Source organism: Fusobacterium varium, from assembly GCA_021531615.1.
Lineage (GTDB): Bacteria > Fusobacteriota > Fusobacteriia > Fusobacteriales > Fusobacteriaceae > Fusobacterium_A > Fusobacterium_A varium_C.
In genome coordinates this window covers 22,105-34,913 of sequence record JADYUE010000011.1, presented here as the reverse complement: position 1 = coordinate 34,913, position 12,809 = coordinate 22,105, and the positions used below count along the sequence as shown (strand labels likewise).

The window sequence follows — 12,809 nt, the reverse complement described above, 5'->3', positions numbered from 1 at the left end:
AAATGCTAAGAATAGGTAATGGATATGATGTTCATGTTTTAACAGAAGGAAGAAAATTGATATTAGGAGGAGTTGAAATACCTCATACAAAAGGGGTGTTGGGACACTCTGATGGAGATGTTTTAGTACATGCAATAATGGATGCAATGTTAGGAGCTTTAGCTTTAGGAGATATAGGACAACACTTTCCTGATACAGATATGCAGTATAAAAATATAGATAGTATGCTATTATTAAGTAAAGTTAAAGAGTTGATATATTCAAAGGGATATAAGATAATCAATCTTGATTCTATAATTGTATTGCAAAAACCTAAAGTAAAACCATATATAGAAACTATGAGAAAAAGAATAGCAGAAGTTTTAGAATTAGAAATAGAACAAGTTAGTGTAAAAGCAACAACTGAGGAAAAATTAGGATTTACTGGAGATGAAAGTGGAGTAAAATCATATTGTGTTGTACTCCTTGAAAAATAAAAATAGATTAAACTTGAGAATAAATTGATTGAAAGGGGTAATAGAATGCAATATAAGAGTAAAGATATAGCTAAAGCTTCAGTTATAATGGCAATGAGTTCTAGAGAAGAAGAGATAGAATTAAAAGAAAAATATATAAAGCAAGGAATAAAAACAGCAGCAGTAGATATAGGAGGAAATGTTGTAGATTCTATATCTAAGATTTTAGAGAGAGCATTAGTTGCTTCAAAAAGAAATGGAATAATCTCTGAATCTCATGTTTATGAAGGAGCTTTAACAGGAGCAACAAGAGAGGCTATTGCTCAAATTATGGATAAAGCAGTGGGATTTAATGTTGGAGGAAAAATAGGAATAGCAAGATGTAAAGAACATCTATCAGTATGTATTTTTTTAACAATAGGAATGTTTAGATTAGATGAGGTAGTTATAGGTCTTGGGCATAGAGCTGTGCCAATTGAAGAAGAATAAAGAGATAAAATACACTTTTTATGTTATTTTTTTAATATAAAAGGTGTATTTTTTAGTTATGTTATAAGAAAAAATTTTAAAATAAAGAAAAAATAATTATAAAAACTCCAGAATAAATGTTTGAAAAATAAATATTAAGCTTGACATTTAAACAAAAAAATGCTAAAAAGATATTAAAGGATGACAAATATGATAGAACTATTAGGTGTTTTCTTATTTTTTAGGGAACAGAGAGAAAAGGAAAGTATAGGTTAGGGAGTATATTTTTTTATTCTTTTTGTAGAAATAGAAACGACTAAAGTTATAAATACTTGTTTTATCTGAAATTAAAATTTTTTGGAGGTAAAAATATGGTCGCGATATTGAAATTGAGTCCAGTAGTTGTTCTAGCAATATTAATGATAAGTGGTTTTGATGCTTTAATAGCAGCACCTTTAGCAACAATAGTTGCAGCATTAGTAGCAATGTGGACAGAAAAGAAAAAGTTTGCATTTATACTTGATGCAGCAATAGCTAATGTAAGAGAGATAACAATAGCTTTATTTATCTTGATGGCAGCTTATGCAATGGCGGAAACATTTATGTCTACAGGGGTTGGAGCAGCAATTATCAATATGGCTTTAAATCTAGGAATTACAGCTAAAACAGTAGCTTTAGTAGGAGCTATTGTAACATCTGTACTATCTATTGCAACAGGATCAAGCTGGGGAACATTTGCAGCATGTGCACCAATCTTCTTATGGCTTAACCATATTGTTGGTGGAAGTTTACCATTAACAGTAGGAGCAATAGCAGGAGGAGCTTGTTTTGGAGATAATATAGGACTTATTTCAGATACAACAATAGTAAGTTCAGGAATTCAAGGGGTAGAAGTTGTTAGAAGAATTAGACACCAAGGAGTTTGGTCAGGATTAGTTCTATTAACAGGAATTGTATTATTTGGAGTAGCTGGAATTACAATGGGACTACCAGGAACAGCAGGAAATGGAGCAGATGCAATTAACCAAATACCTCAAGAAGTATGGGTAAAACTAGCAGAAGAGAGAGAATCAGCAGTAACACTTCTAAATCAAGTAAGAGATGGAGTTCCTTACTACATGATTATACCTTTAATAGTAGTTCTTGCACTAGCATTTATGGGATATCAAACATTTATCTGTCTATTTGCAGGAATAGCAGTAGCATATGCATTAGGAAAAATGGCTGGAACAGTAGGAAGTACAACTGACTATTTAAATGATCTAGTAATGAAAGGTTTTGCAGATGCAGGAGCATGGGTTGTAGTAATGATGATGTGGGTAGCAGCCTTCGGAGGAATAATGAAGGTAATGGATGCCTTTAAACCTATATCAACATTAGTAGGAAAGATTTCAAGAAACGTAAGACAATTAATGTTCTGGAATGGAATGTTATCAATATTTGGAAATATGGCACTAGCAGATGAGATGGCACAAATAGTAACAATAGGACCAATCATTAGAAACCTAGTAGAAAAGAACGTAGTAGCAAGTGAAGAAGATATGTATACATTAAAACTAAGAAACGCAACATTTAGTGACGCAATGGGTGTATTTGGATCTCAATTAATCCCATGGCATGTATACATAGGATTCTATATAGGAATAGCAACAACAGTATATCCTATTCATGACTTTGTTCCAATGGATATAATCAAATATAACTTTATAGCATATGTAGCAGTAGCAAGTATGTTATTACTAACATTAACAGGATTTGATAGATTTATTCCTAAGTTTGGATTACCATCAGAACCAAAAGTAAGATTGAAAACAGCAGAAGAAAAGAAAGCTGATGAAGCAGCTTTACATTCAGCAGGAAATTAATTAACTTTAAAAGGGAAAGAAAACATCTTTCCCTTTTGTATTGTTTTAAAATAAATTATTAAAAATATTGACTTTTCCATACTAAAATGGTATAAAAATTATAAAAAGATGGGGGGTGAAATTATGAAAAGAAAATTAACTTTTTTAGGTTATAGTTTTTTATTTATTTTTCTACTATTAGTTAATATAAATAGAAATTCACTATCTTTTAATAATTCCCCACAAGAAAAAAAAGAGATAACAAAGATTCTTTCAACATATAATACAAATTTAAAAAATTACATTCCTTTAATAATTAGTGAAATAAAAGGAGAAATTTCCAAACTAGATAGAGATAACAACAGTAATAATCCTCTTGAAAACTTAGAGGAGAAGTTAGAACAGGTTCTTAAGATAGAGATTTCATTAGAAAAGATAAATTCAAGAATAAAAGAGATCTCTTATTTTAGGAAAACTATATTACAAAGAGATGAGAAAAGAGTCCTCAGATTATAGGATTTTAATCTTTTTAGATTAAAATTAAATAATTTGGAGGGAATTTATGTTAGAATTAAACTTTAATATGGCGGAAACTTTGGCAATATCAATATTAGTACTTTTATTAGGGAGAGAGATAAAGAAAAGAGTTAATTTTTTAGAAAGATTTTTTATTCCAGCTCCAGTTGTAGGTGGAGTAATATTTTCGATACTTTTATTGATAGGACATAATACAGGAGCTTTTAGCTTTAGTTTTGACAACGTTTTAAAAGATTTTTTAATGACAATATTCTTTACTACAATAGGATTTACAGCTAGTGGAAAATTATTGAAAAAAGGTGGAGTAGGAGTTGTTGTATTCTTAATAACAGCTACAGTTTTAGTTATAATTCAAGATATTGTTGGTGTATCTATGGCAAAAATGTTTGGTGAACACCCTCTTTTAGGACTAGCAGTAGGATCAGTTCCACTAACTGGAGGACATGGAACTTCAGGAGCTTTTGGACCTGTGCTTGAAGAGTTTGGAGTAACTGGAGGATTATCAGTTTCAATAGCAGCAGCTACTTATGGATTGATAGCTGGATGTTTAATTGGAGGACCAGTTGCAAAGAGATTAAGAGATAAGCATAATTTAAAACCTAGTTTAGAAGATAGGGAAGGAACAGTAGAAGCTTTAGAAGAAAATGACGAGAAACCAGTATCAGAAGAAACTTTATTTAGTGCAGTTGTTGTAATTGCATTATCAATGGGTATAGGATATTGTATTGCTCCATTCTTAAAAAAATATGGAATAGTAATTCCAGCATATATAGGACCTATGTTTATTGCTGCTATAATTAGAAATATAGCTGATATGCAAAAGAAAAATCTTCCTATGAATGAAATAGCTATTACAGGGAATATAGCCCTATCTTTATTCTTAGCAATGGCACTAATGACATTAAAATTATGGGAACTAGCAGATTTAGCAATTCCTATTATAAGTATATTATTAGTTCAAACAGCAATAATGGCATTATTTGCATACTTTATAACATTTAGATTTAATGGAAAAGATTATGATGCTGCAGTTATGGCAACAGGACATTGTGGATTTGGTTTAGGTGCAACACCAAATGCAATGGCAAATATGGAAGTTTTCACTAAGGAAAATGGACCAGCTCCAAGAGCATTCTTTGTATTACCAGTAGTAGGAGCATTATTTATAGATTTTACAAATGCAACAGTTATTACATTCTTTATAAATATGTTTAAATAATATGTTTGAAAGAATTTTCTATTTTTGTTGTGAGACCCTAAAATCATAAATAAAGGCTAGTCATATTGACTAGCCTCATTTTTTTCTTAGTATTTACAAAACCTCTAATATATGTTAAAATTTAGAGTAATATAAATTTTTAGGAGGGGCTTTTTAATGATAGGAATCGGAATAGTAGGACTTCCAAATGTTGGGAAATCTACACTTTTTAATGCAATAACAAAGGCTGGAGCAGCAGAGGCAGCAAACTATCCTTTTTGTACAATAGAACCAAATGTTGGAATGGTAACTGTACCAGATAAAAGATTAGATCAATTAGCTGAAATAATCAATCCACAAAGAATAGTACAAGCAACAGTTGAATTTATAGATATAGCAGGGCTTGTAAAAGGAGCAGCTAAGGGAGAGGGGCTAGGAAATAAATTCCTTTCAAACATCAGAACAACAGCAGCAATTTGCCAAGTTGTAAGATGTTTTGAAGATGATAATGTAATCCATGTAAGTGGTTCTGTAGATCCTATAAGAGATATTGAAGTTATTAATACAGAGCTTATTTTTGCTGACATGGAAACAATAGATAAAGCAATAGAAAAACATAAAAAATTAGTTGTAAATAAAAATAAAGAATCAATGGAGTTAATGCCAGTTTTAACTAAATGTAAAGCTCACTTAGAAGAGTTTCAACTTTTAAAAACTATGGAATTAACACCAGAAGAGTTAGAATTATTAAGAACATACCAATTACTAACTTTAAAACCTATGATTTTTGCAGCAAATGTATCTGAAGATGATTTAGCAGCAGGAAATGAATATGTAGAAAAAGTAAAAGAGTATGCAGCTAATTTAGGATCAGAAGTTGTAATAGTTTCAGCTAAAGTTGAGGCAGAGTTACAAGAGATGGATGATGAAGAGAGCAAGCAAGAATATTTAGAAGCTCTTGGAGTAGAAGAAGCTGGACTAAATAGACTTATAAGAGCAGGATTTAAACTATTAGGACTTCAAACTTATTTTACTGCTGGAGTTAAAGAGGTAAGAGCTTGGACTATAAAAATAGGAGATACAGCTCCAAAAGCAGCAGGGGAAATTCATACAGATTTTGAAAAAGGATTTATCAGAGCAAAAGTTGTTTCTTTTGATGACTTCATTAAATATTCAGGATGGAAAGGTGCTCAAGAAGCTGGAGTTTTAAGACTTGAAGGAAAAGAGTACATAGTTAAAGATGGAGATTTAATGGAATTCCTTTTCAATGTGTAAAATAAAATAAATGTTAAGAAATTTTACTTGACAAGGTTTAAAAAAATTAGTAAAATATCTAGGTATAGATTGGAGGAGGTTGTCTTGAAATTAAAGATAAAGGATTTTAGCAGCGCTCTTAATAATACAATAGGATTTGATTTTTACGTTGATACAATAGATGATGTAGTGCTTAAAGATAAACTTCATATTGTTGGAACAGCTATTTCAGATGGAAGTGGTAAGGTTGAAGTTAGTGGAAAGTATTCTACAAAAATTGAAGTTCAATGTGTAAGATGTTTAAAAAACATTGGAGAAGATCTAGCTGGAGAGTTTACAGGAACTTTTTTAGATGAAAGTGCATATAGACAATATATGAGAAATCTAAAAGTTGAATGTGAAATTGACAGTAATGAAATTTATGATGAAATCATAGATGGAGAGATAGATCTTGTTAATTTGGTTAGAGAGTATATAATACTTGATTTGCCCCCATATCCACAATGTGATCCTGAATGTGAAGATGATTCTGAAATAGAAAAATATAGCAATCATGGAATAGATTCTAGGTGGCAACAATTATTACAAATAAAAAATTAAATTTTTAAATATGAGTGTAGTAGGAGGGAAACTAAGATGGCAGTACCTAAGAAAAAGACATCTAAGGCTAAAAAGAACATGAGAAGATCTCATCATGCTTTAACTGGAATTGGTCTAACAACTTGTGAAGCTTGTGGAGCACCAAAAAGACCTCACAGAGTATGTTTAAACTGTGGAGATTACAATGGTAAAAAAGTTTTAGCTGGAGACGCTGAGTAATTAAAACTTAGTTGTTAAAAAATAAAAAAAGACAAGAGGATGAAATCTTGTCTTTTTTTATTTTTTTGTTTCTAAAGATTAAAGATAAGAATTAGCTTGTTTTTTTTGGATATTGTGTTATGATATTCTAGATAGTTTAAAAAATAAATTAATTTTATAATATTTGAAATATATGGTTTTATAAATAAAAAATTTAATGTATAATATATGAAGATAGACTTTAAATTTAGGAGGATAAGATGAAAATAGCTTTAGATGCTATGGGTGGGGATAATGCACCTTTGGAAACAATAAAAGGGGCTGTCGCTGCATTAGAGGAAGTAAGTGAATTAGAATTAGTTCTTGTTGGAAAAAAAGAGGTTATTGAAGCTGAACTTTCTAAATATAAATATAATAAAGAAAAAATTGAAATAGTTGATGCTAGAGAGATAATAGAGATGACTGATGAGCCTGTTGTTGCTGTAAAAAGCAAAAAAGATTCATCTATGAATAAAACTTTAGAGCTTGTAAAAGATGGAACAGTTAATGCCTCTGTTTCAGCAGGAAATACTGGAGCTTTAATAACAGCTAGTCAATTAAAATTAAAAAGAATAAAAGGAGTTTTAAGACCAGCTATTGCAACAATGTTTCCAAATAAAAAGGGACATATGTTAATGTTAGATGTTGGAGCTACTGCTGATTGTAAACCTGAATTTTTAAATCAGTATGCTATGATGGGATCTAAGTATATGGAGATTTTATTAGGAAGAAAGGACTCTAAAGTTGGACTTTTAAATATAGGAACTGAAGAGGGAAAAGGAAACGAAGTTACTAGAGAGGCATATAATCTATTAAAAGAAAATAAAAGTATAAATTTTGTTGGAAATGTAGAGAGTACAGAAGTTATGAATGGGAATATAGATGTAGTAGTAACTGATGGATTTACAGGAAATATGGTTTTAAAAACTGCAGAGGGAATAGGTAAATTTATACTAGATGTTATTAAAACAGAAGTTTCAAAGAGCTTTATATATAAATTAGGAGCACTGCTTTTAATGCCAGCTTTAAAAGTTGTAAAATCAAAAATGGATTCTTCAGAGTATGGAGGGGCTATTTTCTTAGGATTGAATGGAATCTCTATCAAAGCTCATGGAAATTCAGATGCTGTGGCAATTAAAAATGCAATTAAAGTTGCTGAAAAATTTGCAAAACTTAATTTCGTGGAAGAGATGAAGAAAGTTATAGATATAGATAATATAGAAGTAGAAGAGAAATAGGAGGATAGATGGAATTCAAAAGCGTAGGAATAAAAGGACTTGGATACTATGTGCCAGAAAAAGTTATGACAAACTTTGATTTTGAAAAGATACTAGATACAACTGATGAATGGATAAGAACAATGACAGGAGTAGAGGAAAGAAGATATGCAGCTCCTGAACAAGCAACTTCAGATCTATGTGTAGAAGCTGCTAAAAAAGCTTTAGCAGATGCAAATATGACAGCTGAAGATTTAGATATGATAATAGTTGCAACTGTTACTCCAGACTATATTACACAAAGTACAGCTTGTTTAGTTCAAAATAAGCTTGGAGTAAAACAAATCCCTTGTTTTGATGTAAATGCAGCATGTAGTGGATTTATGTATGCTCTTACAATAGCAGGATCTATGGTAAGAGGAGGAGTATACAAAAATATCTTAGTATTGGGAGGAGAAGTTCTTTCAAGAATAGTAGATATGGAAAATAGAAGCAACTGTATACTTTTTGGAGATGGAGCAGCAGCAGCAATAGTTTCAGAAGTTGAAGATGGTTATGGAATGCTTTCTACTCACCTTGGAGCTGAGGGTGAAGATGATATGATCCTTAAAATACCAGCTGGAGGAAGTAAAAAACCTAATGATGCAGAAACAATAGCTAATAAAGAAAACTTCTTAGTAATGAAAGGACATGATGTATTTAAATTTGCTGTACATGCACTTCCACTTGCTACTAATAAGGCTTTAAAAATAGCTAATGTAAAAGCTGAAGAGTTAAAAATGATATTCCCTCATCAAGCAAATGTTAGAATTATTGAATCAGCAGCAAAGAGAATTCATGTACCTATGGAGAAATTCTATTTAAATTTAAATAAATATGGAAATACTTCTGCTGCATCAATAGGATTAGCACTTGGTGAAGCAAAAGAAAAAGGATTAATTCAAAAAGGAGATTTAATAGCCCTTACTGGATTCGGTGGAGGACTTACTTACGGATCAATAATAATGAAATGGGCTTATTAATTATTGACATAATTTTTAAGCTGTGATATATTAAAAAAACAGGTGTAATTAATAGAAGGGGGTTAGAACTAGTATTAAAAATATATAAATTTCTATAATAATATCTAAATAGTTTATAGTTTATTGTACAAACCTAATTAAAATAAAAAATGATTAAGGAGTTAATAGAAGATGATACTTGCAAAGAAAGTTAGACTTTATCCAACTAAAGAGCAAGAACAAAAATTGTGGCAATCTATTGGAACTGCTAGATTTATCTATAATTATACTCTTGCAAAACAAGAAGAAAATTATAGAAATGCTGGCAAGTTTATTAGCGATGGAGTCATTAGAAAAGAATTAACTCAACTTAAAAAGTCAGAACTATCATGGTTAAATAAAGTATCGAATAATGTAACTAAACAAGCTGTAAAAGATGCTTGTAATGGCTATAAAAGATTTTTTGAAGGTTTAGCTAATAAGCCAAAATTTAAAAGTAGAAAGAAAAGCAAAGCTAGTTTTTATAATGACCCTATTAAATTAAAAGTTAAAGAGAAAAAAGTATTAATTGAAAAAGTAGGTTGGATAAAAACAAATGAACAAATACCTGTTGAAGTTAAATATAATAATCCTAGAATTACTTATGATAATAAGTATTGGTATATATCTGTAGGAGTAGAAGTTAATAAAATTCAGGAAGAATTAACAGATATTTCATTAGGTGTAGATTTAGGATTAAAAGATTTAGCTATTTGTTCAGATGGAAAAGTTTTTAAAAATATTAATAAAACTAAAGAAGTTAAAAAATTAGAAAAAAGATTAAAACATAAACAAAGGCAAATTAGTAGAAAATATAAATTAAATAAAATTATGAAAGGAGGAAGTTGTCAATTTATCAAAACTAAAAATATAGAAAAGTTAGAAAATACAACAAAACTAATACATAGGAAATTAACAAATATTAGAAATAACTATCTTCATCAAGTTACAACAAGTATAGTGAAAACCAAACCAAACAGAATTGTAATAGAAGATTTAAATGTTTCTGGAATGATGAAAAATAAACATCTGTCTGATTCAGTAAGAAAACAATGTTTTAATAAGTTTAAAAAATATCTAACATATAAAACAGAATTAAATGGAATTGAATTAGTAGTAGCAGATAGATTTTATCCATCATCAAAAACTTGTAGTAAATGTGGTTTTATAAAAAGAGATTTAAAGTTAAAAGATAGAATTTATAGGTGTCCACATTGTGGAGCAGTGATTGATAGAGATTATAATGCTTCACTAAATTTATCTATGTATAAATTAGCATAATTTCACAAATAAGAAAATGCTAATGTGTAGGATTCGTTGTATCCGAATTTAAGCCTTTGGAGAGTTATATCAAACGAAAGTAGCTACGGCAAAATCGGATTCTGTGAAGAAGGAAATAAACGAATTTCTATATTTTTATAGATTTTTGGCAACGGTATTATGTCTAAAATAGCTTTTGTTTTCCCAGGGCAAGGAGCTCAATATGTAGGAATGGGAAAAGAATTATATGAAAATAATGAACTAGCTAGAAAAGAGTTTGATAAACTTTTCTCAAGTTTAGATTTTGATCTAAAAACAGTTATGTTTGAAGGACCAGAAGAAGCATTAAAAGAAACAAAAAATACTCAACCAGCAATAGTTTCAATGAGTTTAATACTTACTAAATTACTAGAAGAAAAAGGAATAAAAGCTGATTTTGTAGCAGGACACTCTGTTGGAGAGTATGCAGCATTTGGAGCAGCAGGATATTTAAGTATAGATGAAGCAGTAAAACTTACAAGTGCAAGAGGAAAGTTCATGAATGATGTAGCTGTTAAAGTTAATGGTGGAATGGCTGCAATTATTGGACTTGATTCAGATAAAATAGTAGAAACATTAAAAACAGTAGAAGGAATTGTTGAAGCAGTAAACTTTAATGAGCCTAAACAAACAGTTATAGCTGGGCAAAAAGATGCTATTGAAAGAGCTTGTGTAGCTTTAAAAGAAGCTGGAGCAAGAAGAGCAATGCCACTAGCTGTATCAGGACCTTTCCACTCATTACTTATGCAAGAGGCAGGAGAGAAATTAAAAGAGGAAGCTGAAAAATATAACTTCCAAATGACAGATGTTAAATTAGTTGCTAATACTACAGCTGAAGTTCTTCAAAATGTAGATGAGATAAAAGAAGAGATATATAAACAAAGTTTTGGTCCAGTAAGATGGGTTGAAACTATTCAAAAACTAAAAGCTGAAGGGGTTACACAAATCTATGAAATTGGACCAGGAAAAGTTTTAGCTGGACTTATTAAAAAAATAGATAAAGAAATCCAAGTAAAAAATATAGAAAAGCTTGAAGATTTTGAAAATATAATGTAAAATCTAAGTATAATACTATAGATATAAGAAACTTAAGGAGGAAAAAAATGTTAGATAAAATAAGAGAAATAGTTGTTGAACAACTAAGCGTTGATCCAGAACAAGTAACTGCAGAGGCTAGCTTTGTAGAAGATTTAGGAGCAGATTCACTAGATACAGTTGAATTAATAATGGCTTTCGAAGAAGAATTTGGAGTAGAAATTCCTGATACTGAAGCTGAAAAAATCAAAACAGTTCAAGATGTTATTGATTATGTAGAAGCTCACAAATAAGAAAAAAATCAGATATTTTAAGTAACGGGGTATTCAAAAAGTACCCCGTTACTTATATATATTAAAAAAAATAGAGGTGAACAGATGAATAGAGTAGTAGTTACAGGACTAGGACTAATAACAGCATTGGGAACAGGTCTAGAAAAAAGTTGGAAAAGAATTTTAGCAGGGGAAACTGGAATAGATCTAATAAAATCATATGATACTACAGATATGCCAGTAAAAATAGCAGGAGAAGTTAAAGATTTTGATCCTTTAGAATTTGGAATTGAGAAAAAAGAGATAAAAAAATTAGCTAGAAATACTCAATTTGCTTTAGCTGCAACAAAAATGGCTTTAGAAGATTCTAAATTAACTATAGATGAAAATAACTGTGAAGATGTTGGAGTTATTGTTTCTTCTGGTATAGGAGGAATTGAGATATTTGAAGCTCAACATGGAACAATGATAGAAAAAGGAGTTAGAAGAATATCTCCATTTACAATCCCAGGAATGATAGCTAATATGGCTGCTGGAAACATTGGAATCTATTATGGAGCAAAAGGACCTAATAAATCAATAGTAACTGCATGTGCTGCTGGAACTCATTCAGTAGGAGATGCTTTTGAAATGATAAAAAATGGAAGAGCTAAAGTTATGATAGCTGGAGGAGCAGAGGCAGCTATAACTCCATTTGCTATGAATGCTTTTGCGAATATGAAAGCACTATCTACTAGAAATGACGAGCCAGCAAAAGCATCAAGACCATTCTCAGCAGATAGAGATGGATTTGTAATGGGAGAGGGAGCAGGAATCCTTATTCTTGAAGAATTAGAACATGCAAAAGCTAGAGGAGCTAAAATATATGCTGAAGTAGTAGGATATGGAGAAACTTGCGATGCTTACCATATTACAGCACCAGCTGATGGAGGAGAAGGAGCAGCAAGAGCATTTAAAATGGCTATGAAAGAGGGAAATATCAATCCTGAAGAAGTTGACTATATAAATGCACATGGAACTTCAACACCTGCTAATGATAAAAACGAAACAATGGCAATAAAAACAGCTTTTGGAGATAGAGCAAATGAATTAGTTGTTTCATCTACAAAGGGAGCAACAGGACATGGACTAGGAGCTGCTGGAGGAATTGAAGCTGTATTAATAGCTATGGCAATAGATACAGGAATAATACCACCAACAATTAACTATGATAATCCAGATCCAATATGTGATTTAAACTATGCACCAAATACACCAGTAGAAAGAGAAATTAATGTAGCAATGTCAAGTTCTCTTGGATTTGGTGGACATAATGCTGTAATAGCAATGAGAAAATATAAGTAATTAAATATA

General features: G+C 30.6%; 14 protein-coding genes. All 14 read left to right on the top strand.

The window, feature by feature from the left end; translation table 11 throughout:
- Window positions 1-2 precede the first annotated feature (2 nt).
- The 14 genes from I6E31_05760 (at window position 3) to fabF (ending at window position 12,800) form a co-directional block, all read left to right on the top strand.
- A complete protein-coding gene (locus I6E31_05760; protein ID MCF2639480.1) occupies window positions 3-476 on the top strand; it encodes a 2-C-methyl-D-erythritol 2,4-cyclodiphosphate synthase in 474 nt (157 codons plus the stop codon).
- Window positions 477-521: 45 nt separating this feature from the next.
- Window positions 522-944 carry a HutP family protein gene (locus I6E31_05755; protein MCF2639479.1) on the top strand — a complete coding sequence of 141 codons (423 nt, stop codon included), beginning with the start codon at window positions 522-524 and terminating at the stop codon, window positions 942-944.
- A gap of 350 nt (window positions 945-1,294) precedes the next feature.
- A complete protein-coding gene (locus tag I6E31_05750; GenBank protein ID MCF2639478.1) occupies window positions 1,295-2,788 on the top strand; it encodes a Na+/H+ antiporter NhaC family protein in 1,494 nt (497 codons plus the stop codon).
- Window positions 2,789-2,911: 123 nt separating this feature from the next.
- Window positions 2,912-3,283, top strand: coding sequence for a hypothetical protein (locus I6E31_05745; GenBank protein ID MCF2639477.1), 372 nt, complete (start codon window positions 2,912-2,914; stop codon window positions 3,281-3,283).
- Window positions 3,284-3,329: 46 nt separating this feature from the next.
- A complete protein-coding gene (gene gltS / locus I6E31_05740) occupies window positions 3,330-4,523 on the top strand; it encodes a sodium/glutamate symporter (protein MCF2639476.1) in 1,194 nt (397 codons plus the stop codon).
- A 156-nt stretch (window positions 4,524-4,679) separates the two neighbouring features.
- Window positions 4,680-5,777 carry a redox-regulated ATPase YchF gene (ychF, locus tag I6E31_05735; GenBank protein ID MCF2639475.1) on the top strand — a complete coding sequence of 366 codons (1,098 nt, stop codon included), beginning with the start codon at window positions 4,680-4,682 and terminating at the stop codon, window positions 5,775-5,777.
- Window positions 5,778-5,861: 84 nt separating this feature from the next.
- Complete coding sequence (locus I6E31_05730) at window positions 5,862-6,356, top strand: DUF177 domain-containing protein (GenBank protein ID MCF2639474.1); 495 nt, start codon at window positions 5,862-5,864, stop codon at window positions 6,354-6,356.
- Window positions 6,357-6,392: 36 nt separating this feature from the next.
- Window positions 6,393-6,575, top strand: coding sequence for a 50S ribosomal protein L32 (rpmF, locus tag I6E31_05725; GenBank protein MCF2639473.1), 183 nt, complete (start codon window positions 6,393-6,395; stop codon window positions 6,573-6,575).
- A 239-nt stretch (window positions 6,576-6,814) separates the two neighbouring features.
- Entirely contained in the window at window positions 6,815-7,831 is a 1,017-nt protein-coding gene (gene plsX / locus I6E31_05720) for a phosphate acyltransferase PlsX (GenBank protein MCF2639472.1), read from the top strand.
- An 8-nt stretch (window positions 7,832-7,839) separates the two neighbouring features.
- Window positions 7,840-8,832 (top strand): ketoacyl-ACP synthase III, encoded by a 993-nt coding sequence (locus tag I6E31_05715; GenBank protein ID MCF2639471.1) that lies wholly within the window; start codon window positions 7,840-7,842, stop codon window positions 8,830-8,832.
- A gap of 171 nt (window positions 8,833-9,003) precedes the next feature.
- The gene (locus I6E31_05710) at window positions 9,004-10,131 is read left to right on the top strand and encodes a transposase (GenBank protein ID MCF2639470.1); all 1,128 of its coding nucleotides are present in this window, start codon (window positions 9,004-9,006) and stop codon (window positions 10,129-10,131) included.
- Between the two features lie 159 nt (window positions 10,132-10,290).
- Entirely contained in the window at window positions 10,291-11,205 is a 915-nt protein-coding gene (gene fabD / locus I6E31_05705; protein ID MCF2639469.1) for an ACP S-malonyltransferase, read from the top strand.
- A gap of 47 nt (window positions 11,206-11,252) precedes the next feature.
- Complete coding sequence (acpP, locus tag I6E31_05700) at window positions 11,253-11,477, top strand: acyl carrier protein (protein ID MCF2639468.1); 225 nt, start codon at window positions 11,253-11,255, stop codon at window positions 11,475-11,477.
- 84 nt (window positions 11,478-11,561) lie between these two features.
- Window positions 11,562-12,800 carry a beta-ketoacyl-ACP synthase II gene (gene fabF / locus I6E31_05695; protein ID MCF2639467.1) on the top strand — a complete coding sequence of 413 codons (1,239 nt, stop codon included), beginning with the start codon at window positions 11,562-11,564 and terminating at the stop codon, window positions 12,798-12,800.
- The last annotated feature ends 9 nt before the right edge of the window (window positions 12,801-12,809 follow it).